General features: G+C 70.1%; 29 protein-coding genes, 1 tRNA gene, 1 pseudogene and 2 riboswitches. Of the genes and pseudogenes, 8 read left to right on the top strand and 23 right to left on the bottom strand.

Going from position 1 to position 25,205, the window contains the following annotated elements; translation table 11 throughout:
- The 5 genes from IEZ01_RS34780 to IEZ01_RS10575 all read right to left on the bottom strand — a co-directional run.
- Window positions 1-520, bottom strand: a 520-nt coding sequence (locus IEZ01_RS34780) for a DUF445 family protein (RefSeq protein ID WP_373287589.1), incomplete at its 3' end; no start/stop codon positions are given.
- Between the two features lie 147 nt (window positions 521-667).
- Window positions 668-1,273 (bottom strand): DUF1707 SHOCT-like domain-containing protein, encoded by a 606-nt coding sequence (locus tag IEZ01_RS10590; protein WP_019886672.1) that lies wholly within the window; start codon window positions 1,271-1,273, stop codon window positions 668-670.
- A 56-nt stretch (window positions 1,274-1,329) separates the two neighbouring features.
- Window positions 1,330-2,340 (bottom strand): ABC transporter ATP-binding protein, encoded by a 1,011-nt coding sequence (locus IEZ01_RS10585; RefSeq protein ID WP_189201445.1) that lies wholly within the window; start codon window positions 2,338-2,340, stop codon window positions 1,330-1,332.
- A gap of 18 nt (window positions 2,341-2,358) precedes the next feature.
- Window positions 2,359-3,204 carry an ABC transporter permease gene (locus IEZ01_RS10580; RefSeq protein WP_052185768.1) on the bottom strand — a complete coding sequence of 282 codons (846 nt, stop codon included), beginning with the start codon at window positions 3,202-3,204 and terminating at the stop codon, window positions 2,359-2,361.
- A gap of 19 nt (window positions 3,205-3,223) precedes the next feature.
- Window positions 3,224-4,024, bottom strand: a complete 801-nt coding sequence (locus IEZ01_RS10575; RefSeq protein ID WP_189201288.1) for an ABC transporter permease — start codon at window positions 4,022-4,024, stop codon at window positions 3,224-3,226.
- A gap of 233 nt (window positions 4,025-4,257) precedes the next feature.
- Between IEZ01_RS10575 and IEZ01_RS10570 the strand changes: the two genes are divergently transcribed.
- The gene (locus tag IEZ01_RS10570) at window positions 4,258-6,696 is read left to right on the top strand and encodes a transglycosylase domain-containing protein (protein WP_189201286.1); all 2,439 of its coding nucleotides are present in this window, start codon (window positions 4,258-4,260) and stop codon (window positions 6,694-6,696) included.
- Window positions 6,697-6,751: 55 nt separating this feature from the next.
- Here IEZ01_RS10570 and IEZ01_RS10565 read toward each other — a convergent pair whose 3' ends face one another.
- From IEZ01_RS10565 to IEZ01_RS10555, 3 genes are all read right to left on the bottom strand, one after another.
- Window positions 6,752-7,072 carry a DMT family transporter gene (locus IEZ01_RS10565; protein ID WP_019886675.1) on the bottom strand — a complete coding sequence of 107 codons (321 nt, stop codon included), beginning with the start codon at window positions 7,070-7,072 and terminating at the stop codon, window positions 6,752-6,754.
- A gap of 33 nt (window positions 7,073-7,105) precedes the next feature.
- Window positions 7,106-7,165: riboswitch (guanidine-III (ykkC-III) riboswitch) on the bottom strand.
- Window positions 7,166-7,217: 52 nt separating this feature from the next.
- A complete protein-coding gene (locus tag IEZ01_RS10560) occupies window positions 7,218-7,520 on the bottom strand; it encodes a GroES family chaperonin (protein WP_078513527.1) in 303 nt (100 codons plus the stop codon).
- Between the two features lie 86 nt (window positions 7,521-7,606).
- Window positions 7,607-7,927 carry a DUF3618 domain-containing protein gene (locus IEZ01_RS10555; RefSeq protein WP_019886677.1) on the bottom strand — a complete coding sequence of 107 codons (321 nt, stop codon included), beginning with the start codon at window positions 7,925-7,927 and terminating at the stop codon, window positions 7,607-7,609.
- 136 nt (window positions 7,928-8,063) lie between these two features.
- Between IEZ01_RS10555 and bcp the strand changes: the two genes are divergently transcribed.
- The 4 genes and pseudogenes from bcp to IEZ01_RS10535 all read left to right on the top strand — a co-directional run bounded on the left by bcp (window position 8,064) and on the right by IEZ01_RS10535 (window position 10,100).
- Entirely contained in the window at window positions 8,064-8,531 is a 468-nt protein-coding gene (gene bcp / locus IEZ01_RS10550) for a thioredoxin-dependent thiol peroxidase (RefSeq protein WP_019886679.1), read from the top strand.
- A 144-nt stretch (window positions 8,532-8,675) separates the two neighbouring features.
- Window positions 8,676-9,326, top strand: coding sequence for an HNH endonuclease signature motif containing protein (locus IEZ01_RS10545; RefSeq protein ID WP_028797579.1), 651 nt, complete (start codon window positions 8,676-8,678; stop codon window positions 9,324-9,326).
- Window positions 9,323-9,974 (top strand): annotated as a pseudogene (locus IEZ01_RS10540) (HNH endonuclease). Before IEZ01_RS10545 ends, IEZ01_RS10540 begins: the two are co-directional and overlap by 4 nt.
- A gap of 53 nt (window positions 9,975-10,027) precedes the next feature.
- Window positions 10,028-10,100: transfer RNA gene (locus IEZ01_RS10535), tRNA-Leu, on the top strand.
- A 56-nt stretch (window positions 10,101-10,156) separates the two neighbouring features.
- Here IEZ01_RS10535 and rdgB read toward each other — a convergent pair.
- From rdgB to IEZ01_RS10515, 4 genes are all read right to left on the bottom strand, one after another.
- Window positions 10,157-10,759, bottom strand: coding sequence for an RdgB/HAM1 family non-canonical purine NTP pyrophosphatase (gene rdgB / locus IEZ01_RS10530; RefSeq protein ID WP_019886682.1), 603 nt, complete (start codon window positions 10,757-10,759; stop codon window positions 10,157-10,159).
- A gap of 8 nt (window positions 10,760-10,767) precedes the next feature.
- The gene (locus tag IEZ01_RS10525; protein WP_019886684.1) at window positions 10,768-11,154 is read right to left on the bottom strand and encodes a hypothetical protein; all 387 of its coding nucleotides are present in this window, start codon (window positions 11,152-11,154) and stop codon (window positions 10,768-10,770) included.
- Between the two features lie 101 nt (window positions 11,155-11,255).
- Window positions 11,256-11,987 carry a ribonuclease PH gene (gene rph / locus IEZ01_RS10520; protein ID WP_189201284.1) on the bottom strand — a complete coding sequence of 244 codons (732 nt, stop codon included), beginning with the start codon at window positions 11,985-11,987 and terminating at the stop codon, window positions 11,256-11,258.
- Window positions 11,988-12,084: 97 nt separating this feature from the next.
- Complete coding sequence (locus tag IEZ01_RS10515) at window positions 12,085-12,318, bottom strand: PTS sugar transporter subunit IIB (protein WP_189201282.1); 234 nt, start codon at window positions 12,316-12,318, stop codon at window positions 12,085-12,087.
- A gap of 233 nt (window positions 12,319-12,551) precedes the next feature.
- Between IEZ01_RS10515 and IEZ01_RS10510 the strand changes: the two genes are divergently transcribed.
- Window positions 12,552-13,865, top strand: coding sequence for a PTS transporter subunit EIIC (locus IEZ01_RS10510; protein WP_028797580.1), 1,314 nt, complete (start codon window positions 12,552-12,554; stop codon window positions 13,863-13,865).
- A gap of 257 nt (window positions 13,866-14,122) precedes the next feature.
- A complete protein-coding gene (locus IEZ01_RS10505) occupies window positions 14,123-15,385 on the top strand; it encodes a PTS transporter subunit EIIC (RefSeq protein WP_019886690.1) in 1,263 nt (420 codons plus the stop codon).
- Window positions 15,386-15,459: 74 nt separating this feature from the next.
- Here IEZ01_RS10505 and IEZ01_RS10500 read toward each other — a convergent pair whose 3' ends face one another.
- Window positions 15,460-16,212 (bottom strand): MBL fold metallo-hydrolase, encoded by a 753-nt coding sequence (locus IEZ01_RS10500; protein WP_189201280.1) that lies wholly within the window; start codon window positions 16,210-16,212, stop codon window positions 15,460-15,462.
- A 211-nt stretch (window positions 16,213-16,423) separates the two neighbouring features.
- Here IEZ01_RS10500 and IEZ01_RS10495 point away from each other — a divergent pair, with 211 nt between their 5' ends.
- Complete coding sequence (locus IEZ01_RS10495) at window positions 16,424-16,885, top strand: type II toxin-antitoxin system PemK/MazF family toxin (RefSeq protein WP_019886693.1); 462 nt, start codon at window positions 16,424-16,426, stop codon at window positions 16,883-16,885.
- A 722-nt stretch (window positions 16,886-17,607) separates the two neighbouring features.
- Here the strand turns inward: IEZ01_RS10495 and IEZ01_RS10490 are convergent.
- From IEZ01_RS10490 to clpS, 10 genes are all read right to left on the bottom strand, one after another.
- On the bottom strand, window positions 17,608-18,558 hold the full coding sequence (locus IEZ01_RS10490; protein ID WP_019886695.1) for a PLP-dependent cysteine synthase family protein: 951 nt from the start codon (window positions 18,556-18,558) through the stop codon (window positions 17,608-17,610).
- A 1-nt stretch (window position 18,559) separates the two neighbouring features.
- On the bottom strand, window positions 18,560-18,847 hold the full coding sequence (locus IEZ01_RS10485) for a MoaD/ThiS family protein (protein ID WP_019886696.1): 288 nt from the start codon (window positions 18,845-18,847) through the stop codon (window positions 18,560-18,562).
- Window positions 18,848-18,939: 92 nt separating this feature from the next.
- On the bottom strand, window positions 18,940-19,035 hold the full coding sequence (locus tag IEZ01_RS36020; RefSeq protein ID WP_019886697.1) for a putative leader peptide: 96 nt from the start codon (window positions 19,033-19,035) through the stop codon (window positions 18,940-18,942).
- 60 nt (window positions 19,036-19,095) lie between these two features.
- Window positions 19,096-19,866 (bottom strand): ABC transporter ATP-binding protein, encoded by a 771-nt coding sequence (locus tag IEZ01_RS10480; RefSeq protein WP_189201278.1) that lies wholly within the window; start codon window positions 19,864-19,866, stop codon window positions 19,096-19,098.
- Window positions 19,863-20,900, bottom strand: a complete 1,038-nt coding sequence (locus tag IEZ01_RS10475) for a FecCD family ABC transporter permease (protein ID WP_189201276.1) — start codon at window positions 20,898-20,900, stop codon at window positions 19,863-19,865. The genes IEZ01_RS10480 and IEZ01_RS10475 overlap by 4 nt, the downstream gene beginning before the upstream one ends.
- The gene (locus IEZ01_RS10470; protein WP_019886700.1) at window positions 20,897-21,877 is read right to left on the bottom strand and encodes an ABC transporter substrate-binding protein; all 981 of its coding nucleotides are present in this window, start codon (window positions 21,875-21,877) and stop codon (window positions 20,897-20,899) included. Before IEZ01_RS10470 ends, IEZ01_RS10475 begins: the two co-directional genes overlap by 4 nt.
- Before the next feature lie 39 nt (window positions 21,878-21,916).
- A riboswitch (cobalamin riboswitch) is annotated at window positions 21,917-22,031 on the bottom strand.
- 12 nt (window positions 22,032-22,043) lie between these two features.
- Complete coding sequence (locus tag IEZ01_RS10465) at window positions 22,044-22,466, bottom strand: M67 family metallopeptidase (RefSeq protein ID WP_019886701.1); 423 nt, start codon at window positions 22,464-22,466, stop codon at window positions 22,044-22,046.
- A 77-nt stretch (window positions 22,467-22,543) separates the two neighbouring features.
- Window positions 22,544-23,971: an amino acid permease gene (locus IEZ01_RS10460; RefSeq protein WP_019886702.1), complete on the bottom strand. Its 1,428-nt coding sequence runs from the start codon at window positions 23,969-23,971 to the stop codon at window positions 22,544-22,546.
- 316 nt (window positions 23,972-24,287) lie between these two features.
- A complete protein-coding gene (locus IEZ01_RS10455; RefSeq protein ID WP_189201274.1) occupies window positions 24,288-24,866 on the bottom strand; it encodes a DUF2017 domain-containing protein in 579 nt (192 codons plus the stop codon).
- Window positions 24,866-25,171 (bottom strand): ATP-dependent Clp protease adapter ClpS, encoded by a 306-nt coding sequence (gene clpS / locus IEZ01_RS10450; RefSeq protein WP_028797581.1) that lies wholly within the window; start codon window positions 25,169-25,171, stop codon window positions 24,866-24,868. The genes IEZ01_RS10455 and clpS overlap by 1 nt, the downstream gene beginning before the upstream one ends.
- Window positions 25,172-25,205 lie beyond the last annotated feature (34 nt).

The following is a 25,205-nucleotide window of genomic DNA, read 5'->3' as shown; positions in this document are numbered from 1 at the left end:
CGGTCAGCGCGCCGCGCAGGGCCGTGGAGAGCTCCGCCGTCACCCGGTCGGCGTGGGCCGGGTCGGACAGCCAGGCGCCGAGGCGGCGGCCGATCCCGATGCTGTGGAGGCGGGCCCGTACGACCGCCGAGGAGAGGAAGTTCTCCCCCACGAAATGGCCCAGCGTGGCCCCGAGCTGGTCCTTCTTGTTCGGGATGATCGCCGTGTGCGGGATCGGCAGGCCCATCGGGCGGCGGAAGAGCGCCGTCACCGCGAACCAGTCCGCCAGGGCGCCGACCATCCCGGCCTCCGCCGCGGCGGCCACGTAGGCCGGCCAGCCGCTCACGCCTGCGTTCCCGGCCCAGGTGGCGAGGACGTAGATCAGTGCCACCAGCAGCAGGAGGCCGGTGGCGGTCGTCTTCATCCGGCGGACGCCGCGCTGTTTCTCCTCGTCGGCGGCGGTGTACGAGAACGGGACCAGCCCGGGCGCGGGCACTGCACCGTCGCCCATCGCCTCATTCGTACGCTGCGTACGGTTCATCCGGCCGAGCCCTCCGCGTTCCTCCGCATACGTCCACGCACGTCCCCATACGTAAATGTTTACCTATGAAGGACTCCCGGCGCGTGCGGTGAGTTCCCGCCTTGGTTTGCGGTGAGTTCCCGCCTGAGTTCTCGCCTGCGTTCCCGGTCAGCCCTCCAGCTCCCGCTTGCCGGCCTTGTCGGCCTTGCGGCGCTTGCGCTCCACGCCGACGCCGCCCATGAGCGCGAAGCCGGTGATCCGTACGCGCGGTGAGCCCGGCGTGCCGTCCCCTGTCGCCCGGTCGTCGAAACCGCCCATCAGGCCGAAACCGGTGACGTCCACGGTGAGCTCCGGAGGTACGACGATCCGCATGCCGCCCATGATCGTCACGCAGCGGATCACAATCTCGCGATCCTCGAAGTTCGCCTCGCGCAGATCGAGGTCGCCGCCGCCCTGGAACGTCACCGCGGTGAAGCTCCTGGGGACCGTCCACGTGCCCCGGCGGTAGAAGCCGCCCCAGAAGGAGAACGCCCCCTTCGACGTGGGCTGCTTGCCGATCCGTGACGCCCAACCCGCCTGCTCCGCAGGGGCGGCGGCGTGAGAGGAGGCAGGCGCGGGCAGGTCGCGCACCAGCGGCTCCAACTCGCCCTGTGTACGCGCCTTGTACGCCGCGTCGAGCCGCTCCTCGAACTCCTCCATGTCGAGCCGGCCCTCCGCCACCGCGTCGCGCAACCGCTCGGCGATCCGCTCCCGCTCGGCATCGGAGGCGCGCATTTCGGGGAGTTCACTCGGACCCGGGTTTGTCATATGACCAGCCTAAGCCGAACAGGTCACGATCTCCCGGCATACATCTTCGCGATCACCGCCTCGATGTCCGGCTCCCGCACCGACAGGTCCACCAGCGGATACGCCGCCGCGACCGCCGTCACGATCGGTGCCGCCGACCGGGACGCGGGAAAGGCCAGCCACTGCCGCGGGCCCTCCACCTTCACCACCCGTACGCCCTCCAGCTCGATCGGCGCGGCCGCCCGCTCCAGGTCCACCACCAGGGTGCGCTCGCTCCGGCCCACCTCGTGCAGCCCGGCCAGCTCGCCGTCGTACATCAGCCGCCCGTGGTCGATCACCATCACCCGCTTGCACAACTGCTCGATGTCGGTCAGGTCGTGGGTCGTCAGCAGGACCGTCGTCCCCCGCTCGGCGTTCAAGTCCCGCAGGAACTCCCGCACCTCGGCCTTGGAGACCACGTCCAGGCCGATCGTCGGCTCGTCGAGGTAGAGCACGTCCGGGTCGTGCAGCAGCGCCGCCGCGATGTCGCCGCGCATCCGCTGTCCCAGCGACAGCTGCCGCACCGGCACGTCCAACAGCTCGCCCAGATCGAGGAGTTCGACGCAGCGCGCCAGATTCTCCCGGTAGCGCGCGTCCGGGATGCGGTACATGCGGTGCACCAGCCGGTACGAGTCACGCAGCGGCAGGTCCCACCACAGCGTCGTCCGCTGACCGAAGACCACCCCGATCCGGTACGACAGCCGTGTCCGCTCCCGCGCCGGATCGATGCCGGCCACCCGCAGCCGGCCGCCGCTCGGGGTGAGGATGCCGGTCAGCATCTTGATCGTGGTGGACTTCCCGGCGCCGTTGGGGCCGATGTAGCCCACCATCTCGCCGCGTGCCACCCGGAAACTGATCCCGTCGACCGCCCTGACCTCGTGCTTCTCCCGGCGCAGCCGGCTCGCACCACGCCGCCGCACCGAGAAGACCTTCTCCACCGCGTCGACCTCGATGAAGCCCGGGCCCGGGCCCGCTCCCGTCGAATCCGCCCCGGTCACCTCGACCGCCACCGCCATGTCCGCCTCCATCCCGCCTCAGCTCCCCGTACTCCGGTACGAACGCAGTCCCACCCGCCAGGCCAGCCCCGCCAGCCCCACACACCCCACCGCCACCACCGGCGGCAGGAACGCCAGCCACCCCGGCAACCCCGCCGGCGCCTCCCGGCCCAGGACGTACAGCGCCGGCAGCCAGTTCACAAAGGCCAGCGGCACCACGAACGTCACACCCCGCACCAGCTCCTTGGCGAAGATCGTCGGCGGGTACTGCAACAGCGTGCTCCCGCCGTACGTGAACCCGTTCTGCACCTCCGCCGCGTCCTGCGCCACGAACTGGAACGCCGCCCCCGTCACGAACACCGCCGCGAAGATCGCCGCGCCGCTCACCACCGCCAGCGGCAGCATCAGCACCTTCAGCGGTGACCAGTCCACATCCAGGACCACGAGCGCGTACCCCAGCACCAGCAGACCCTGGAAGACCCGCCCGAGCCGGCGCAGCGCGAACCGGTCCGCCGCCACCTGCGCGAGCACCGGCACCGGACGCACCAGCAGCGTGTCGAGGGTGCCGTCCCGCACCCGCCGCCCGAGCCGGTCCACCGAGCCGAGCAGGAGGTCGGTGAGGCCGAAGGCCGTCCCGGCCAGGCCGTACAGCAGCGCGATCTCGGGCAGGCTGTAGCCGCCGAGCGCTTCCGTGTGGGCGAACATCAGCAGGATCGTCACGAAGTCGAAGGCGGTCGCCGCGAAGTTCCCGAACGTCGTCATCGCGAAGGAGGCGCGGTACGTCATCGTCGAGCGGATCCACATCATGACGATCAGTCCGTACGCCCGGACCCCCGCCCGCAGCTGCCACACCCGCCCCACCGGCCCCGTAGCGCCCGAACCCATCGCGCCCGGCCCCCAAGCCTCACCCACCCTGGACCACCACCCGCCGCGTCGCCACCGTCTGAAGCGCCCGCCCGGCCCCCAGCAGCAGCACCGCCCACCCCGCCTGGAACGCGTACGCCCGTATGAGCCCCCAGCCGGTGTGCTTGCCGAGGAACACATCCGCCGGGATCTGAAGCAGCGACGACCACGGCAGCGCCCGCGCCACCTCCCCCAGCGCGCCCGGAAAGAGCGTCAGCGGCAGCAGCATCCCGGAGAAGAAGAGCCCCGTCAGCATCGAGATCTGCAGAACACCGGTGCCGTCGAGCAGCCAGAACGCCGACAACGCCAGCAGATAGCGCACCGCGAAGCTCACCACCACCCCCAGCGCCACCGACACCAGGAAGGCAACCCACGTCAGCGGGTCGGCGGGCAGCACCAGCTCGAAGACCAGGCCGCCGAGAACCATCGGGGCAATCCCCCGGCCGATCAGATGGAACGCGGCACGCCCCAAGTCACCCGCCAGCCACCACAGTTGCAGATCGACCGGACGGTACAGGTCGATCGCGACGTCACCCGTTCGGATGCGGTCGACGAGCTCCTCGCCGAAGCCGCCGCCCATCATCGCGCACGTCATGAGCAGGGCCTGCCCCAGCCAGACGAACGTCAAGGCCTCGGCCTGGTCGTACCCGCCGAGGCGCGGCCGTTCGTCCCACAGGGCGATATACGTGTACGCCATGATGAAGCCGAAGACGGTGTTGGCGAAGACCCCCGCCGCCGTCGCCACCCGATAGGTCGCATAGCGCCGGAACCCACCCACAGCCACGGCCATATAGAGCCGCACCGGTGAAACCCCCTCCCGTCTGACCTCCTGGACAAATCCAGGCGCACGCGGCCGGACAGAGCCGCAGAGCCAAAGCGAGCGAGCCTAGTGGAGCAGCCGGGCCCCCGCGACCGATTTGTTCCAGGGGTTATCACCCGAAGAAGTGCACTATGGGCTGGTCACTCGGATTCATCCCCGCTTCACCGTTATGCCGGAGAGCGAACCTCCGACCACCGCCGAGGAGTCTCCACCCCATGAGCGACGCGCCACAGGGACCGGGCTGGGAACCCCGCGACCCGACCGAGCCACCGCCGGACCCCCAGGACCGGCTGCCGGACGGAAAACGCCCCCGGCGCACCGGCCGACGGCGCCTGTTCCCCAGCTGGCGCACGCTCCTCGGGACCCTGCTGCTCCTCACCGTGCTCCTGGCGGGCGCCTTCATCGCGGGCTACACCCTCGTCGACATCCCGCCCGCCAACGCCACCGCCACCGCCCAGTCCAACGTGTACCTCTACCGGGACGGCAGCCAGATCGCCCGGGACGGCGAGATCAACCGCGAGAACGTCCGCCTCGCCCGGATCCCCACCAACGTCCGGCACGCTGTACTCGCCGCCGAGGACCGCGACTTCTACTCCGAACGGGCCGTCGACCCCCAGGCCATGATCCGCGCCGCCTGGAACACCCTGACCGGCAAGGGCAAACAGTCCGGCTCGACGATCACCCAGCAGTACGTCAAGAACTACTACCTCGGCCAGGAACAGACCATCACCCGCAAGGTGAAGGAGTTCTTCATCGCGATCAAACTCAACCGCGAGAAGAGCAAGGACGACATCTTCGAGGGCTACCTGAACACCAGCTACTTCGGCCGCAACGCCTACGGCATCCAGGCCGCCGCCCGCGCCTACTACAGCAAGGACGTGGAAGACCTGGACACCGCCCAGGGCGCCTACCTCGCCTCCCTGCTCAAGGCCCCCAGCGCGTACGACGTCGCCACCCACCCCGAGAACAGGACCAAGGCGCTCGCCCGCTGGAACTACGTCCTCGACGGCATGGTCACGGAGGCCTGGCTCACCTCCGGTGACCGTGCCCGTACCGGCTTCCCCACCCCCCACGAGGCCCGGCCCGCGACCGGGCTCTCCGGCCAGCGCGGCTACATCGTGCAGGCCGTCGAGGACTACCTCACCAGCCAGGGCATCATCGACGAGAAGGTCCTGGCGGGCGGCGGCTACCGGATCACCACGACCCTGGAGAAGGCCAAGCAGGACGCCTTCGTCCGGGCGGTGGACGACCATGTGATGAACAAGCTGGACCAGGGCAACGAGACCGACCGCTACGTACGCGTCGGTGGCGCCGCCATCGCCCCGGGCAGCGGGAAGGTCCTCGCTCTGTACGGAGGCATCGACTACACCCGGCAGTACGTCAACAACGCGACCCGCCGCGACTACCAGGTCGGCTCCACCTTCAAGCCGTTCGTCCTCGCCGCCGCCCTGGAGAACGGCTCCACCACGCAGGACGGCCGCCGGATCACCCCCAACACCGTCTACGACGGTGCCAACAAACGGCCCGTGGAGGGGTGGCACGGCGGCGTGTACGACCCGGCCAACGAGGACGACGTCGACTACGGCCCGATCACCGTCCGTACCGCCACCGACAGGTCCGTCAACGCCGTCTACGCGCAGATGGCCGTCGACGTGGGCCCGGCCCGGGTCAAGCGGACCGCTGTCAGCCTAGGTCTGCCCGCGTCGACGCCCGACCTCAACAGCTATCCGTCGATCGCGCTCGGCACCGCCACCGCCAGCGTCCTCGACATGACCGAGGCGTACGCGACACTCGCCAACCACGGCCGACACGGCACGTACACCCTGGTCGAGAAGGTCAGCAAGGACGGCCAGGACCTCGAACTGCCCAGGTCGGAGCCGAAGCAGGTGATCAGCCGCGAGGCCGCCGACACCACCACGTCCGTCCTGCGGGGCGTCGTCGAGACCGGCACCGGCACCGCCGCCCTGTCGGCCGGCCGGCCCGCCGCGGGCAAGACCGGCACCGCCGAGGACGACAAGGCGGCCTGGTTCGCCGGCTACACCCCGGACCTCGCGGCCGTGGTCGCGGTGATGGGCCAGGACTCCAACACCGGGGCGCAGAAGCCGCTGTACGGAGCGCTGGGGCAGCCCCGGATCAACGGCGGCGGAGAACCCGCCCGGATCTGGGGCCAGTTCACCCGCGACGCCCTCGAAGGATCCGAACCCCGCCACTTCGAGCTGGAGCTCGCCGAGGGCGCCGAGCCGCCGGCAGTGCCCGACGAGCCGCTCGGCCCTCAGGCCCCGGGCCGGCCGTCGCCGCCCCAGGAGCCGCGGCCGGGCGACCCGGGCGGCGCCACGGAAGGCGGCACGACGGAAGGCGGCGCGGTGGAAGGCGGCGCGGCCACCGGCGGGCAGGCGCAGGGCGGCCAGACCCAAGGCGGCCAGACCCAGGCAGGCACCACACAGGGGCCGGCCACGGGCGGCACCACCCAAGGGCCGGCCGCCGGCGGTACGGCGCAGGGCGCGGCCACGGGCGGTACGGCCGACGCCGGGGCGACCACCGGCGGCCCCCCGACCGGAGGCCCGGCGACGGGGAGCGGCGGAGCCGACGACGACATGAGCTTCGCCGACGGCGGGGCGGGGACACCGCCCGGGACGCAGCCGGCGGGGCAGTGACCGGGCGGTGACCGGCGGGTCGGTGACCGGTCACCGACCTGCCGAGAAGGGCCGGCTAGTGGCCGGAGGTGGCCTTCAGGCCGACCACGGCCACCAGCAGCAGACAGACGAAGAAGATCCGGGCGGCGGTCGCCGGCTCCCCGAGGACGACCATGCCGAGCACCGCCGCACCGGCCGCGCCGATACCGACCCAGACGCCGTACGCCGTACCGATGGGCAGGGTCTTGGCGGCATGCGACAGCAGCAGCATCGAGGCGACGATCCCGGCGCCGGTGAACACACTGGGCCACAGCCGGGTGAAACCGTCGGTGTACTTCATCCCGATCGACCAGCCGACTTCGAGCAGACCGGCGACGACGAGAAAGATCCAGGCCATGACAGCGGCACCTCCGCGAGACGGAACAACAGGGGTGCGTCGTCTTTGCGGGGCCCGGTACGGCGCGTCTCGTCGGGTCCGTCCACGGTAGCAAAGGGGCATGGGAAAGGCCTGGTGACCATGGTCACCAGGCCTTCTTGCCGGACTACAGGTACAGGCCGGTGGTGTCCTCGGACCCCTGGAAGCGGTCGGCGGCGACGGCGTGCAGGTCCCGCTCGCGCATCAGTACATAGGCCACGCCCCGGACCTCGACCTCGGCGCGGTCCTCGGGGTCGTACAGCACCCGGTCGCCGGTCTCGACGGTACGGACGTTCTGGCCGACCGCGACGACCTCGGCCCAGGCCAGACGGCGGCCCACGGCGGCGGTCGCCGGGATCAGGATGCCGCCGCCGGAGCGCCGCTCGCCCTCGGGCGAGTCCGTCCGGACCAGTACGCGGTCGTGGAGCATCCGGATGGGCAGCTTGTCGTGCTTGTTGAGGGTGTTGTCGCTCACGCCACGAACCTACCTGCCCCGGGGCCTCCGGCGTACCGGGGTCACGCCTTGCGCTTCCTGGAGGAAAGGGCGAGCAGCCCCACCACACCGACGACGAGCAGGGCGACCGGGACGACCCGCTCCAGGCGCGGGGCGCCGTCGTCCCCGACGAACCGGTCCCGTACCCCGGACACGGCCTGGTTCACGGCCACGTAGGCCCGCCCAGCGGTCTGGTCGACCCTGGAGGCGACCCGGGCCTTGGCGTCACCGATGATCGTCTTCGGGTGCATCCGCACGCCGATCTCGTCGAGTGTGACGGCGAGCTGCTCGCGCCGGCGGACGATGTCCGCCTCGATCTGCGCAGGGGTCCTGGCGTCCGACACCGCGCTGCCTCCGTGGTCGTGTCCAATGAGTCCTGGTGAGTCCTGTGGACAGTCTGTCAGCTCGGGCGCCCGCGGGTTGTCACAGACCCCCATTAGGCTCTTTACGCGTACGCGCACACCCCTGCTGAGGAGAGCCATGAGCGAGCGACTGCAGCCCGGCGACACCGCCCCCGCCTTCACCCTGCCCGACGCGGACGGCAACGACGTCTCGCTCGCGGACCACAAGGGACGCAAGGTCATCGTGTACTTCTACCCGGCGGCCCTGACCCCGGGCTGCACGAAGCAGGCCTGCGACTTCACCGACAACCTCGACGTGCTGGCGGGCGCGGGCTACGACGTGATCGGCGTGTCGCCGGACAAGCCGGAGAAGCTGGCGAAGTTCCGCGAGAAGGAGTCCTTGAAGGTCACGCTGGTCGGTGACCCGGAGAAGAAGGTGCTGGAGGCGTACGGCGCCTTCGGCGAGAAGAAGCTCTACGGCAAGACGGTGACGGGTGTCATCCGTTCGACGGTGGTGGTCGACGAGGAGGGCAAGGTCGAGCGCGCGCTGTACAACGTGAAGGCGACCGGCCATGTCGCCAAGATCATCAAGGATCTGGGCATCTGAGACCCCTTTCAGGACGGCCCGCACCGCCGAGTAAGCGGTGCGGGCCGTTCCGCATTCCGGACGCGATATGACGTGACCGTCCGATATTCGGCTCGTTACTCCGTACGAGACCACGAACTGGTGGCCGGGGCGGGAGAGAAAACGATGCCGGAGAGTCCGTACACGCGGGAGCGACTGGAGGCGGCGGCGGGGACGTCGCGCACGCTGTCGGAGGCGCTGGGGAAGCTGGGGGTGGATCCGAAGAGCGGGATGCGGCGGTATGTGCGCGATCGGATGCGGAAGCTGTGCGTGGACACGTCCCACTTCGAGCGGGAAGGGGCGCGATGGACGCGAGCGGTCCTCGAGCCTGCCGTGGCGGCGTCGACGAGTGTGTGCGAGGTGCTGCGGCGGCTGGGGGTCGACGTCGTCGGCGGGAACCATACGCACATCAGCCGCCGGATCAAGGCGTACGGCATCGACACCTCGCACTTCACGACGACGGCGTGGACCGAGCGCATGAGGCACAACCAGCGCCGCAGGACACCTGCTGAGGTGCTGGTCGAAAACACATCGCCGTACGCCCGACGCCACCAAAGCAACAGACTCAAGAGCGTCATGCTGGAAGTCGGCGTCGAGGACCGATGTGCGCTGTGCGGGATCGAGGCCGTGTGGCTGGGCGAGCCCCTGCCGCTGGAGGTCGACCACGTCGACGGCAACTGGCGAAACAACCGAATCGAGAACCTGCGGTTGCTCTGCCCCAACTGCCACTCCACGACGGACACCTACCGAGGTCGCGGCAAGGGACCGGCCTCATGACCGGCGGCGTGCGCTACACCCACGAGCGGTTGAGCGAAGCTGCCGCGCACAGCTCCACCATCGACGAGGTCATCGCCTTCCTCGGCGCGGACCCCTACGGCAACCTTCCTCGCTATCTCATGAGGCGATTCGCCCACTTCGACATCGACGTCTCCCACCTCCGGCCTTTCGGCAGACAAGCCCGCCCGAGCACGGACGCGTTGCAGAAGGCAGTCGCCGAGTCGCTCTCCCTCAGGGAGGTACTGCATCGCCTGGGTCGTACGGATAGCGGGGCACAGCGCGCCAATCTGCGTCGAGGGATCGCCGATGACCGCCTCTCGATCGCACACTTCACGGGCCGGGCGCACCAGCGCGGGAAGCCGAGTCCGACCGCCAGGCGGCCGGAGGAGATCCTGGTTCACCATGATGGCCGGCGCCGGACCGGGACCCACCTGCTCCGTCGTGCACTGCGCGAAGTCGGCGTGCCTGAGCAATGCGCGAGATGCGGGCTCGGTCCCCAGTGGCTCGGAAGGGCCATGGCCCTGGAGATGGACCACGTCAACGGCGACTGGGGGGGACGACCGCGCCGAGAACCTGCGGCTGCTCTGCCCCAACTGCCATGCGATCACCGACACCTGGTGCCGCGGAGGTCGACGGCGGAGCGGTTGAGCGATATCCCTGACGAACACCGGATGCGGGCCAGTACAGTAAGGACGGCGCACGCGTCCGTACGCCAAGGGCTGAGCGGCGATCTTTAGGTGGTCGTGTTTGTCGGTTCGAATCCGACCGGGCGCACAACATACGACGGTCTGGTTCGCGGCAGCGCGAACCAGACCGTCGCTGTCCGCCGATCAGCCCAGCAGCTCCCGCACCACCGGCACCAGCTCCCGGAACGCCTTGCCCCGGTGGCTGATCGCGTTCTTCTCCGGCGGGGTCAGCTCGGCGCAGGTCACCTCGTAGCCGTCGGGCTGGAGGATCGGGTCGTAGCCGAAGCCGTTCGTGCCCTTCGGGGTGTGGCGCAGGGTGCCGCGGAGGCGGCCTTCGACGACGCGTTCCGTGCCGTCGGGGAGGGCCAGGGCCGCCGCGCAGAAGAAGTGGGCGCCGCGGTGGGGGGCGTCGATGTCGGAGAGTTGGGCGAGCAGCAGGTTCAGGTTGGCCCGGTCGTCGCCGTGGGTGCCGGCCCAGCGGGCGGAGAAGATGCCGGGGGCGCCGTTCAGGACGTCGACGCAGAGGCCCGAGTCGTCGGCGACCGCGGGCAGGCCGGTGGCCTGCGCCAGGGCGTGGGCCTTGAGCAGGGCGTTCTCGGCGAAGGTGACGCCGGTTTCCTTGACGTCGGGGATGTCGGGGTAGGCGTCCGCGCCGACGAGGTCGTGGGGCAGGCCCGCGTCGGCGAGGATGGCCCTCAGTTCGGTGACTTTCCCGGCGTTGCGGGTGGCGAGGATCAGACGGGTCATGCCTCCGATTATCCGGGAGTGCAGACCTTGCCGATCTCGGTGGCGGCGGCCGTGACGGGTGTGATGTCGGGGGTGGTGTCGCCGTTCTTGACGGATGTACGGACGTTCTCGACGCCCTTGGTGAGGTCGTCGACGGCCTTGGACAGATCGGCGTTGTCGGTCTTGTCCTGGAGGTTGCCGAGCTCGGTGGAGATCTCGTCGAGGGCTTCGTTGAGCTTGGTCGGGTCGTCGGCGGCGCTGGAGGCGGCCTGCTGGAGCTTGTCCACGCTGGTGGCTATCGCGTCGGCGGTCTGGACGCAGTCCATCGCCTTGTCGAGGGCGCCGCAGCCGACGGCTCCGGTCAGGGTGAGTGCGGCGACGAGGGTAAGTGCGGCGGTGCGGGTACGGCGGCGCATGGAACGTGGTCCTCCCCAGATATGCGGACGGGCGTACGGTTCGTGCCGTACGCCCGTGCCCCCAAGGACGCCGTGTGGCGTCCGGATGGTTGCCGTGGTGGCTAGCGGGTCGCCTCCAGCGCGGTGCGCTGGATCGTGGCCAGGTCCTCGCAGCCGGCGGTGGCGAGGTCGAGGAGAGCGTTCAGTTCCTTGCGGTCGAAGGGCTCGGCCTCGGCGGTGCCCTGGACCTCGACGAAGCGGCCGTCACCGGTGCAGACGACGTTCATGTCGGTCTCGGCGCGGACGTCCTCCTCGTAGCAGAGGTCGAGGAGGGGGGTGCCGTCGACGATGCCGACGGAGACGGCGGCGACGGTGCCGGTGAGCGGCTTGCGGCCGGACTTGACGAGCTTCTTGCCCTGGGCCCAGGCGACGGCGTCGGCGAGGGCGACGTAGGCGCCGGTGATGGCGGCGGTGCGGGTGCCGCCGTCGGCCTGGAGGACGTCGCAGTCGAGGACGATGGTGTTCTCGCCGAGCGCCTTGTAGTCGATGACGGCGCGCAGGGAGCGGCCGATGAGGCGGGAGATCTCGTGCGTACGGCCGCCGATCTTGCCGCGGACCGATTCGCGGTCGCCGCGGGTGTTGGTGGAGCGGGGGAGCATCGAGTACTCGGCGGTGACCCAGCCCTCGCCGCTGCCCTTGCGCCAGCGGGGCACGCCTTCGGTGACGGAGGCGGTGCAGAAGACCTTGGTGTCACCGAAGGAGATGAGGACGGAGCCCTCGGCGTGCTTGCTCCATCCGCGTTCGATGGTGACGGGGCGGAGCTGTTCGGGGGTACGTCCGTCGATTCGATCCATGGGACGAGGGTAGTCGGCGTTGCGTGAGGGACCCTTCCCGGTGCTGGGAAGGGCCCCTCACGGGTGAGCGCGGAGGCTCAGGTCTGGGGTGTGCCGGTCACATCATGTCTTCGATGTCGGCGGCGATGGGGGCGGCGTCGGTGCCGATGACGACCTGGATGGCGGTGCCCATCTTGACGACGCCGTGGGCGCCGGCGGCCTTGAGCGCGGCTTCGTCGACCTTGCTGGGGTCGATGACTTCGGTGCGGAGGCGGGTGATGCAGCCCTCGACCTCTTCGATGTTGTCGATTCCGCCGAGCCCGGCGACGATCTTCTCAGCCTTGCTGGCCATGTCTGTCTCCCTGTCCTTCACAAAGCGCAGTCTCGAGCGCGGTCTCGGCAGACCGTGTACCGCTTTGTCACGGTAACGCACGGTTGGCCCATCTTCGCGAGCGGTATTCCGGACCGTCACCAATGATGACGATCACCGGAGTTCTGTCTGCGAGTGACCTCCGGGAGCCTATCGCAACTGGTCTACACCAGTCGCAACGACAGCCAGACGTGGCTTGTTCCGGGAGGACGCCGATGAGTTCCGACAGTCCCGCGACCCCGGCGAGCACAGCGCCTCGGCGGAGATGGTGGAACGGCCTCTTCCAAGGGCTGCAGAAGATGGGCCGCAGCCTCCAGCTGCCCATCGCCGCCCTCCCGGCGGCCGGCATCCTCATCCGCCTGGGCCAGCCGGACGTCTTCGGCGAGGGCGGTCTGGGCTGGGACAACGTCGCCAAGGTGATGGCCGGGGCCGGTGCCGCACTGCTCGACGGGAGTCTGGGGCTGCCCCTGCTGTTCTGCGTCGGCGTCGCGATCGGCATGGCCAAGAAGGCGGACGGCTCCACCGCGCTGGCCGCCGTTGTCGGCTTCCTCGTCTACTACACCGTGCTGCGCCAGTTCCCCACGGACTGCCCCGAGGGGACGAGGGACGTCGGCGGCGGCTGCCTGGGGGCGGAGGACGCCTTCGCCGGATACACGTACCAGAACCCCGGGGTCTTCGGCGGCATCGTCATGGGCCTGCTGGCGGCCTGGTTCTGGCAGCGCTACCACCGCGTGAGGCTGGTCGACTGGCTCGGCTTCTTCAACGGCCGCCGGCTCGTCCCGATCATCATGGCCTTCGTCGCGATCGCCTTCGCCGCGCTCTGCCTGTGGATCTGGCCGCCGATCGGCGAGGCGCTGGAGAGCTTCAGCGACTGGCTGGTCGGGCTGGGTGCCTGGGGATCGGGCATCTTCGGGGTCGCCAATCGCGCGCTGCTCGTCATTGGCCTGCACCAGTTCCTCAACGTGCCGATCTGGTTCCAGTTCGGCACGTACACCAAGCCGGACGGCACGGTGGTGCACGGCGACATCAACCGGTTCTTCGCCGGCGACCCGGACGCCGGTCAGTTCCTCACCGGCTTCTTCCCGATCATGATGTTCGCGCTGCCGGCCGCGGCCCTGGCCATCACGCACTGCGCCAGGCCGCACCGGCGCAAGGAGGTCGGTGGCATGATGCTCTCGGTCGCCCTGACGTCGTTCGTCACCGGCATCACCGAGCCGATCGAGTACTCGTTCCTCTTCATCGCCCCGCTGCTCTACGCGATCCACGCGGTCCTGACGGGTGTTTCGATGGCCGTGACGTGGGCGTTCGGCGTGAAGGACGGATTCGCTTTCTCGGCCGGCCTGATCGACTACGTGATCAACTGGGGCCTGGCGACCAAACCCTGGCTGATCATTCCGATCGGCCTCGGCTTCGCCGTCGTCTATTACGTGATCTTCCGTTTCGCGATCACCGCGTTCAATCTGCCGACTCCGGGACGCGAACCGGCGGAGGTCGAGGAAGAGATCCGGCAGGGCAACATCAAGGCGTGACGCCCGCGCGGGGCGGTCCCGCCAGGCGCGGAAAAGGCCCTCGGACCTGACGGTCCGGGGCCTTTTGTCGTTGATCTACGGCTATGTCTGAGGCCACAGAATTCGCAGGTTCCTTATCTAAGTCTCACGTGCTACAACTGGTCTACACCTCTCATTGGTGTAGACCACGCGGTCCAGTCCACCGCGTTCTTCTAAAGACGCCGCCGTCACCCCCTTTCCATGTCCTCTGGCGGCGCCTTGCCTACTGGAGGAAGTTGATGAGTACGGCCACCGCCCAGGCGGCGCCCGCGAAGAAGCGCGGGGCCGGCCTGTTCCAGGGGCTGCAGAAGGTCGGTCGCAGCCTGCAGCTGCCGATCGCCGTGCTGCCTGCCGCGGGTATTCTGCTCCGCCTCGGCCAGGACGACGCCTTCGGCAAGGACGGTCTCGGCTGGGACAAGGTCGCCAAGATCTTCGCCACGGCCGGCGACGCGGTCTTCGCGAACCTTCCCCTGCTGTTCTGCGTCGGTATCGCGATCGGCTTCGCGAAGAAGGCCGACGGCTCCACCGCCCTCGCCGCGCTGGTCGGCTTCCTGGTCTACAAGAACGTGCTGACCGCGTTCCCGGTGACCGAGGCGGTCGTCAACACCACCGAGAACAAGGGCGTCGACGTCGCCGCGACGTACAACGACCCCAAGGTCTTCGGCGGCATCATCATGGGTCTGCTGGCCGCCGTCATATGGCAGCGGTTCCACCGCACCAAGCTGGTCGACTGGCTCGGCTTCTTCAACGGCCGCCGGCTCGTCCCGATCATCATGGCCTTCGTCGGCACGATCATGGGTGTCGTCTTCGGTCTGGTCTGGGAGCCCATCGGCAACGTCATCACCAACTTCGGTGAGTGGATGACCGGCCTCGGCGCGGTCGGCGCGGGCATCTTCGGCGCCATCAACCGCGGCCTGCTCCCGATCGGCATGCACCAGTTCGTGAACACCGTCGCCTGGCAGGAGATCGGCTCCTTCAAGGACTCCAGCGGTGCGATGTGGCACGGCGACCTGCCCCGCTTCTTCCACGGCGACCCGACCGCCGGTCAGTTCATGTCGGGCTTCTTCCCGATCATGATGTTCGCCCTGCCGGCCGCGGCCCTCGCCATCACGCACTGCGCCCGGCCCGAGCGCCGCAAGGTCGTCGGCGGCATGATGATCTCGCTGGCGCTGACCTCCTTCGTCACCGGCATCACCGAGCCGATCGAGTTCGCGTTCATGTTCATCGCCCCGGTGCTGTACGTGATCCACGCGGTCCTCACCGCCGTCTCGATGGCGCTGACCTGGGCCCTCGGAGTGCACCACGGCTTCAGCTTCTCGGCCGGCGCGATCGACTACTTCCTGAACTGGGGTCTGGCGACCAAGCCCTGGATGATCATCCCGATCGGTCTGGCCTTCGCGGCGGTCTACTACGTGGTCTTCCGCTTCGCCATCGTCAAGTTCGACCTCCCCACCCCGGGCCGCGAGCCCGAGGAGGAGGTCGAGGACCTCACCAAGGCGTAAGCCCTGGGCAGGAACGAAACGAGGCCCCGGAACCGTACGGTTCCGGGGCCTCGTGCCGTTCTACCGCCTCGGCGTCAGAGCTCGTAGACCGCGCCGGGGTACGCCAGCTCCGCCGGGCCGCCGTACACGGCGCGCGCGTCGGCCAGGTTCTGGGCGCCGTCCGTCCACGGCGGGATGTGGGTCAGCACCAGCCGGCCCACCTCCGCGCGCCGCGCGTGGGCGCCGGCCTCCCGGCCGTTGAGGTGGAGCGCCGGGATGTCCTCCTTGCCGTGCGTGAAGGACGCCTCGCACAGGAAGAGGTCGGCGCCGTCGGCCAGCTGGTGCAGCGACTCGCAGACGCCGGTGTCGCCCGAGTAGGTGAGCGTCTTCCCGCCGTGCTCGATCCGGATGCCGTACGCCTCGACCGGGTGCTCGACCCGCTCCGTGCGGACCTGGAACGGGCCGAGGTCGAACGAGCCCGGCTTGAGCGTGTGGAAGTCGAAGACCTCTCTCATCGACGTGGGCGACGGCGTGTCCGCGTACGCCGTGGTCAGCCGCTGCTCGGCGCCCTCCGGCGCGTACACGGGGAGCGCGGGGCAGCGGCCGCCCTCGTGGCGGTAGTAGCGGGCCACGAAGTAGCCGCACATGTCGATGCAGTGGTCGGCGTGGAGGTGGCTGAGGAAGATGGCGTCGAGGTCGTACAGACCGATGTGGCGCTGCAGCTCGCCGAGGGCGCCGTTGCCCATGTCGAGGAGCAGCCGGAAGCCGTCGGCCTCTACGAGGTAGCTCGAGCAGGCCGATTCCGCGGACGGGAACGAGCCGGAGCAGCCGACGACGGTGAGCTTCATGGAGCGTGAACCTCCGTGGACGGGAGCGGAAAGGTCGCTGAGTGGGGAGGTCGTGCGGTTTGTCGAGCGTAAGGTGCGGGCGGGCGGGTCGCTCCTCCGTGGGGGCCTGTTGTGGGCGAACTCACGGGCTCTGTCACCGGTTCGGATGGACGGCGGCACGGCCGAGGGGGGCGCGGGCGCCGCGGGGGCGGCGCCGGTAACGTCTGGGGCTATGGACACGTCCTGGTGGCCGGCGCTGGTCGCGGTTGTGGTGCTCGCGCTCGTCGTGGCGGTGGCCGACGGGTGGCGGCGCGGTGGTCGGCGCCCGCCGGGGCGTACGCGCCCCCCGGCCCGGCCGGGCGTGCCGCCGCGGGTGCGCGGCCGGTTGCCCCGGGCGGGTGAGATCTGGTGGGCGGACGTGCCCTACGAGGACCGCCCCGGCTCCAAGGACCGGCCGTGCCTGGTCCTCGCGGTACGAGGTGACGACGCCGTGGTCGTCAAGATCACCAGCAAGTACCACGACGAGCGGCCGGGGGTGCTGGCGCTGCCGCCGGGATCCGTGGGTGATGCGCACGGCCGCCCGAGCTTCCTGGAGACGGACGAGCTGCGGGAGATCCCGGTGTGGGAGTTCCGCCGACGGGTCGGCGTGGTGGACCCGGTGGTCTGGGACCAGGTCCGCCACCTGGCGTCGTAGCGCCGACGGAGGCCCGCGGGGCCGGGACCGGCTCGGCCGACGCCGACCGGTCCGGCGGGCCGGTTGCCCGAGGTCGGCCGGGTCGGCGGGCCGGTTGCCCGAGGCGGCCCGACCGCCAAGGCCGGTCAGGCGGTCGGCCACACGTCAGCCAGGCCCGACCTGCCCCGGCCCGGTCGGCCCGACGCCGGCGTCGGCCGGTCCGGCGGTCCGGCGTCGCCCGGGTCGGCCCGTGTTCGTACGGCCCCAGCCCGGTCGCCCAGGTCGGCCCGGCGTCGGCCGGTCCGACGCCGCCCGGATCGGCCCCGGCCTGCCCCGGCCCGGTCGGCCCGACGCCGGCGTCGGCCGGTCCGGCGGTCCGGCGTCGCCCGGGTCGGCCCGTGTTCGTACGGCCCCAGCCCGGTCGCCCAGGTCGGCCCGGCGTCGGCCGGATCGGCGGGCCAGTTGCCCGCCTCCGCCGCGTCGCGGCGAAGCGTCGCCGGGGCTCGGCCGGCGGGCTCCGTCCGACGTCACCCCGGCCGCCCGGATCGGTTCACGATCACGCGGCATCCGCCGGGTCGGCGGGCTGGTAGCCCTGGGCCCCGGCCCGGTCGCCCCGGACGGCCCGACGCCGGCCTAGGCCGGCCTGGCCGGACCCGGGCGACCGGGCCGGCCCGTGTTCGTACGGCCCCAGCCCGGCCTCGGACCCGTGCCCCCGGCGGCAGCCGGCCCCGCCCCGGCGCGCGCTACGCCCAGAGCTGCCCGTGCAGCGTCTCGATCGCCTCTTCCGTCGTCGCGGCCGTGTAGACGCCGGTCGACAGGTACTTCCAGCCGCCGTCGGCGACGACGAAGACGATGTCGGCGCTCTCGCCCGCCTTGACGGCCTTGTTGCCGACGCCGATCGCCGCGTGGAGCGCCGCGCCGGTGGAGACGCCCGCGAAGATGCCCTCCTGCTGGAGGAGTTCGCGGGTGCGGGTCACCGCGTCGGCCGAGCCGACGGAGAAGCGGGTGGTCAGTACGGAGGCGTCGTACAGCTCCGGGACGAAGCCCTCGTCCAGGTTCCGCAGGCCGTAGACCAGGTCGTCGTAGCGCGGCTCGGCGGCGACGATCTTGACGTCGGGCTTGTGTTCGCGCAGGTAGCGGCCGACGCCCATGAGGGTGCCGGTGGTGCCGAGGCCGGCCACGAAGTGGGTGACGGACGGCAGGTCCGCGAGAATCTCGGGGCCGGTCGTCGCGTAGTGCGCGCCCGCGTTGTCGGGGTTTCCGTACTGGTAGAGCATGACCCAGCTCGGGTTCTGCTCGGCCAGCTCCTTGGCCACGCGGACGGCGGTGTTCGAGCCGCCGGCCGCCGGGGAGGCGATGATCTCGGCGCCCCACATGGCGAGCAGCTGGCGGCGCTCCTCGCTGGTGTTCTCCGGCATGACGCAGACGATCTTGTAGCCCTTGAGCTTCGCCGCCATGGCCAGGGAGATCCCCGTGTTGCCCGAGGTCGGCTCGAGGATGGTGCAGCCGGGGGTGAGCCGGCCCGCCTTCTCGGCCTGCTCGATCATGTGCAGGGCGGGGCGGTCCTTGACCGAGCCGGTCGGGTTGCGGTCCTCCAGCTTGGCCCAGATACGGACGTCGTCCGAGGGCGAGAGCCGGGGCAGCCGGACCAGGGGCGTGTTGCCGACCGCCGCCAGCGGGGAGTCGTACCGCATCTCAGATGCTGCCGCCGGCCACGGCCGGGAGGATCGTGACGCTGTCGCCGTCGGTCAGCTTGGTGTTGATGCCGTCGAGGAAGCGGACGTCCTCGTCGTTGAGGTAGACGTTGACGAAGCGGCGGAGCTCGCCGCCCTTGGCCTCGTCGATGAGCCGGGCCTGGATGCCCGAGTGGCGGGTCTCGAGGTCGGCGAAGAGCTCGGCGAGGTTCGCTCCGCTGCCCTGGACGGCCTTCTCGCCGTCGGTGTAGGTGCGGAGGATGGTGGGGATGCGGACCTCGATGGCCATGGCGTGGGCTCCTGTCGGGAGTGGCGTGAAAGGCGCGCGGCTCTGGGCCCCCGCGCGGGGTCGTGCTCCTGGGCGCGCTGGTGCGCTCCCGCTCACATCGCGCTGGCGAGACGGCACAGATCGACGTGCAGCCGCGCCACGAGCAGCACGCTGCCCGGCGTCCGTTCGCTCACGTCGTGGAAAACCATGCGGTCATCGTATCGATTCCCGGTCCGGGTTCCGGAATGTGATCTCGGATGCTGGACGGTTCACGCCCGACTGGCGGACTTGGGGAGGTAGACGACGGTCGGGGCGCCGGTCGCCGAATAGGTCGTGACCTCGGCGTCCACGCCGTAGACGGTGGCGAGGAGGGCGGGGGTGAGGACCTCGGCGGGCGGACCTTCGGCGACGACCCGGCCCGCGTCGAGGACGTAGAGCCGGTCGCAGTAGTACGCGGCCAGGTTGAGGTCGTGCAGCGCCAGCAGGTTGGTCGTGCCCAACTCCGTGACCAGGGTGAGGACTTCGAGCTGGTAGCGGATGTCGAGGTGGTTGGTGGGCTCGTCCAGGACGATCACCGCCGGGCGCTGGACCAGGGCGCGGGCGACCAGGGCGCGCTGGCGTTCGCCGCCGGAGAGGGAGGGGAAGGGGCGTTCGGCGAGGTCGGCGATGCCGACCCGGGCGAGCGCCTCCCGGACGAGCCGGGTGTCCGCCGTGGTGTCCGCCTCCCAGAAACGTTTGTGCGGGGAGCGGCCCATCGCGACCATCTCGTGGACGGTCAGCTCGAAGAGGGCCTGGCCGTCCTGGGGGACGGTGGCGATGCTGCGGGCGCGGGCCTTGGGGCCCATGGCGGACAGGTCGTCGCCGTCGAGCAGGGCGCGTCCGGCGGTGGGCCGCAGGGTGCCGTACACACAGCGCAGCAGGGTCGTCTTGCCGCTGCCGTTGGGGCCGACGACGCCGACGGTCTCGCCGTCGCCGACGGTCAGGTCGACGGCGTGGAGCCTGGTCCCGTACGAGATCCCTTCGGTGCGCAGGAGGGTCATACGGGCGCTCCTTCGGGGCGGCGGCGCAGCAGCCACAGGAAGAACGGGCCGCCGATGAGGGCGGTGAGGATGCCGACGGGGACGTCCTGCGGGGCGGCGACCGTACGGGCGGCGAGGTCGGCGGTGACGAGGAAGGCGGCTCCGGCGAGGGCGGTCACGGGCAGCAGGGTGCGGTGGCTCGCGCCGACCAACATCCGGGCGGCGTGCGGGACGAGCAGTCCGATGAAGCCGATGGCGCCGCTGAAGGCGACCAGGACGCCGGTGACGAGGGAGGTGAGGACGAAGACGGCGGCCCGGAAGCGGGAGGTGTCCAGGCCGAGGACGGTCGCGCCCTCCTCCCCGACGAGCATCAGGTCGAGGGGGCGGGCGAGGGCGATCAGCAGGCCGGTGCCGAGCAGGAGGACGGTGGCGGGCAGCGGCAGCGCGTCCCAGCGGGCAGAGCCGAGGCCGCCGAGGGACCAGTACATCGCCTCCTGGAAGTGCTCGCGGCGGGCCGAGGTGACCATGAGGAGGCTGGTCAGGGCGGAGAGGACGTACGCGACGGCGACACCGGCGAGGACGAGGCGGGAGCCGGTCATCTGGCCGCCGCGCCGGGCCAGGGCGTAGACGAGGACAAGGGCGAGGAGGGCTCCGGCGAAGGCGCCGGCGGGCATGGTGAGGCTGGTGGCGAGGCCGAGTCCGCTGCCGAGGCCGAAGACGATGACGACGACGACCCCGGCGGAGGCGCCGGATGAGATGCCGAGCAGGTAGGGGTCGGCGAGCGGGTTGCGGACGAGTGCCTGCAGGACGGTGCCGACGACGGCGAGGCCGGCGCCGACGACCGCCCCGAGCAGGACGCGCGGCAGGCGGACGTCGAGGACGATGGTGCGGAAGGGGCTCGGTTCCGCACGGCCGGTGACGATGTCGAGGACCTGGGCGGCCGGGATGCGGACCTGGCCGAGGGCGAGTCCGGCGAGTGCCGCCCCGGCCAGGGCCAGGGCGAGCACCGTGAGGACGAGGGTGTAGCGCAGGGGCCCGGTGGAGCGGGTCGTCACTTCTTGAGCTCGGGGTGGAGCTGGACGGCGAGCTTCTCGATCGCGGCGGGGGCGCGTACGCCGAGGACGACGTCCGACAGCGGCATGACGGCGAAGCGCTTGTTCTTGATCGCGGGGACGTCCTTGAGCGCCGGGTCGGTCAGCAGTCGCTGCTTCTTCTGCTCGACGGTGGTGGTGCCGTAGTCGTAGATGACGACGATCTCGGGCTTGCGGGCGACGACCTGCTCCCAGGTGGCGTCGGCGAAGGGCTTGTCGAGGTCGGCGAAGACGTTCCGGCCGCCGGCGCGCTTGATCATCTCGTTGCCGATGCCCACGCCGCCCGCGGTGGAGGCGGTCTTGTCGCCGCCGTCGTAGACGAAGACGGAGAGCGGCTTGGTGCCCTTGAGGCGGGTCTCGGTGGCGGCGGTGGCGGTGCGGGCCCCGGCGATCCACTTCTGGGCGCGGTCGGGGACGCCGAAGGTGCGGCCGACCTCGGTGATCTCCCGGTAGAGGTCGTCGAGGGAGGTCGTGCCGTCGGAGCAGTACTCGATGTTGAGGCGGGACTTGATGCCGGACTTCGCCAGGTCGTCGCGGCCGCGGCCCTGTTTGGCGTCGAAGGCGCTGGCGTAACCGCCGTAGACGAAGTCAGGGTTGGCGGCGAGGAGGGTCTCCTTGGAGGGGTACTCCTTGGCGACGACGGGGACGGCCTTGTACTCCTTGTCGTACTTCGGCAGGACCTTGTCGTCGAGGTAGGCGGTGCCGACGAGGGACTTGGCCAGGCCCAGCTCCAGCATCACCTCGGTGACGTGCTGGTTCATGGTGACGACGCGCTTGGGCGGCGCGGTGTACGTGGTCTTGGTCCCGCAGTTGTCGACGGTGTACGGGAAGCCGGGGGCGGGCTTCGCGTGGGCGTCGGGTGCGGGGGTGGTGCCCACGCATCCCGTGAGCGGGAGCAGAGCGGCGGCTGCGGCGAGGGCGGCGGTACTGCGCCTGGACATGGCTGGGCCTCCTCCGGGGGATTTCCGCGTCCCCTGGGTGTGGAAGAAGGGCGGCAGGCCAGTTCCTGGCTTGCAGGCGAAACGCCTGGTCACAGTGGCGGGACCGCGCCGGATTGGGCACCGGCTTCCTGGGTCCTGCCGCCCCCGAAGTGCGGATTGGTCAGGGTCAGTATGCCTGTACGACCCTGACCTCCTCCTCGGTGACCTCGCCCTCGACGATCCGGAAGGAGCGGAACTGGAAGTCGCCGGCGCCGTCCGTGTCCGCGGTGGAGACCAGGACGTAGTGGGCGCCGGGCTCGTTCGCGTAGGAGATGTCCGTACGGGAGGGGTAGGCCTCGGTGGCCGTGTGCGAGTGGTAGATGACCACCGGCTCCTCGTCGCGGTCGTCCATGTCGCGGTAGAGCTTGAGGAGGTCGCCGGAGTCGAACTCGTAGAAGGTGGGCGAGCGGGCGGCGTTGAGCATGGGGATGAAGCGCTCGGGGCGGCCGCTGCCGGCCGGGCCCGCGACCACGCCGCAGGCCTCGTCGGGGTGGTCCGCGCGGGAGTGTTCCACGATCTGGTCGTACAGGGCCTGGGTGATGGTCAGCATGTTCGACAGAATAAGCACAAGGGCCGTCCCGTACCGAGGAGTGGTACGGAACGGCCCGAATGCCGAGACGGTCCAGGTCAGGAGCGCTTGGCGAAGGCGGCGCCCTCGGGGTTACGGCTCTTGAGGACCAGATAGGAGACGCCGAGGACGAGACCCCACAGCGGGGCGCAGTACAGCGAGATCCGCGCGCCTTCGTCGACGGCCATCATCACGATGACCATGCCGATGAAGAGGAGGGCGAACCAGCTGGTCCACGGGGCGCCCGGGGCCTTGAACTCGGACTGCGGCAGCTCACCGCGGTTGGCCTTGGCCCGGTAGCGGATCTGGCAGACCAGGATCATGATCCAGGCCCACATGCCGGAGATGGTGGCGAAGGAGACGACGTAGTTGAACGCCTCGCCGGGCCACTGGTAGTTGATCCAGACGCCGACCATCATCAGCGCCGCCGAGACGGTGGTGCCGAGCAGCGGGGTGCCGTTCTTGGTCAGCTTGGTGAGGACCTTCGGGCCCTGGCCGTTGAGCGCGAGGTCGCGCAGCATGCGGCCGGTGGAGTACATGCCGGAGTTGCAGGAGGACAGCGCCGCGGTGAGGACCACGAAGTTGACGATGGCCGCGCCGATGCCGAGGCCCATCTTCTCGAAGGCCGCGACGAACGGGCTGACGCCCGGCTTGAACTCGGACCACGGGACGACCGAGAGGATCATGATCAGCGCGCCGACGTAGAAGACGGCGATACGCCACGGGACGGTGTTGATGGCCTTGGGCAGGACCGTCTTCGGGTCCTTGGACTCACCGGCGGTGACGCCGACCAGCTCGACCGCCAGGAAGGCGAACATCACGATCTGGAGGGTCATCAGGGTGCTGCCGATGCCCTTGGGGAAGAAGCCGCCGTCGTTCCAGAGGTTGGCCACGGTGGCGGTGTCGCCGGCGTCGGAGAAGCCGACGGTCAGGATGCCGGCGCAGATCAGGATCATGCCGATGATGGCGGTGACCTTGACCATGGAGAACCAGAACTCCAGCTCACCGAAGAGCTTCACGGAGATCAGGTTGGCGCCGTAGAGGATGACCGTGAAGACCAGGGCGGAGAGCCACTGCGGGATGTCCCACCAGTACGTCATGTACGTGGCGGCCGCGGTGACCTCGGTGATGCCGGTGACCACCCAGAAGAGCCAGTACGTCCAGCCGGTGACGAAGCCTGCGAAGGGACCCACGAACTCACGGGCGTAGTCCGCGAAGGAGCCCGAGACGGGGCGGTACATGAGCAGCTCGCCCAGGGCCCGCATGATGAAGAAGATGACCAGGCCCGCGATGGCGTAGGCCAGGATGAGGCTCGGGCCGGCCTTGGAGATGGCCTTGCCCGCGCCAAGGAAGAGGCCGGTGCCGATGGCGCCGCCGATCGCGATCATCTGGATCTGGCGGGCGCCGAGGCTGCGGTGGTATCCCTCGCCGGACGACTGTGTGGCCTCACTGCCGTCGTGCTGCTTGTCGACCTGCACTGAGGTCATGGTGGTGCGCCTTTCTCCATGCTGACCCGCGCCGCCACTGCTGCGACTGCGGATCAGGTCCTGATCCCCCCGGATACGGATGGAGTGCTACCGGCGGTCAGCCGGCCAAAGCGCCCCCGGGCACAGGGGTGGCGTCCCCGGGCGGTCGTGAAAATTTATCACGACCGCAAGAGTGATCGACGACAGACTCTGTGGGACTCGCCACACGAAAAACCGGACAAAGGGAAATTGGCACAGGAAATCAGAACGCAGGGGTGATGAGATCGTTATGCGGATTTGAGCGTCCGCTGAGCGAACACTCCCCTCCACGGGGGTGTCAGGGCATCAACGTCTCGACGAGGGTCTCCTGCAGCGCGCCCAGCCAGAGGTACGCCATCACCATCGGCTTGCGCGGATCGGAGTCGGGCAGCCGGTACAGCTCCCCCATCTCGTCCTCGTCCGTGACCTCCAGCCGGGTACCGATGGTCAGCCGCAGGTCGTTGAGGGCGCCGAGCCAGCGCAGCGACTCCTCGTGGGTGAGCTTGAGGACCGCGCCGCCCTCCCCCGCCGCGGAGAGCCCGTCCAGGCTCCGTACGACCGCGAGGGCGTCGTCGCGCTTGCGGGAGCGCAGGTCGTTCTCGGTGAACCGCCGGAACTCCGCCGCCGCGGCCCGCAGCTCCTCGTCGTCGTCCCCGTAGGCGTCCGGGAAGAGCCGGGCGAGGGCGGGGTCGGTGGGGCGCTCGCTCGGCCCCTCGGCGAAGAGCGCGGCGAGCGGGTCCTCACCCTGGGCGGGCTCGTCGCCCGGTCCGATCAGCTCCAGGAGCTGGACGGCGAGGGAGCGGAGGATGGAGATCTCGACCTCGTCGAGCGCGACGGCCGCGCCGCCGCCGGGCAGCGCCTCGAAGTTCCCGCTCATCAGGTGCGGTCCTGGGAGAGGGTCGCCCACAGGCCGTAGCCGTGCATGGCCTGTACGTCCCGTTCCATCTCCTCGCGGCTGCCGCTGGAGACCACGGCGCGTCCCTTGTGGTGCACGTCGAGCATCAGTTTGTGGGCCTTGTCCTTGGAGTAGCCGAAGTACGCCTGGAAGACGTAGGTCACATAGCTCATCAGATTGACGGGATCGTTGTGCACGATCGTCACCCAGGGCACGTCCGGCTCCGGGACGGCGAAGCTCTCCTCGGCCGGTTTCGTACGTTCGATCTCAATAGGCGCAACGCTCACTCAGCCCATGCTGCCACCCGGGGAGGGCCGTCGC

The organism is Streptomyces purpureus, from assembly GCF_014648195.1.
Lineage (GTDB): Bacteria > Actinomycetota > Actinomycetes > Streptomycetales > Streptomycetaceae > Streptomyces > Streptomyces purpureus.
Note: the sequence above shows the minus strand (reverse complement) of the source record. Positions and strands in the feature narration are given on the sequence as shown.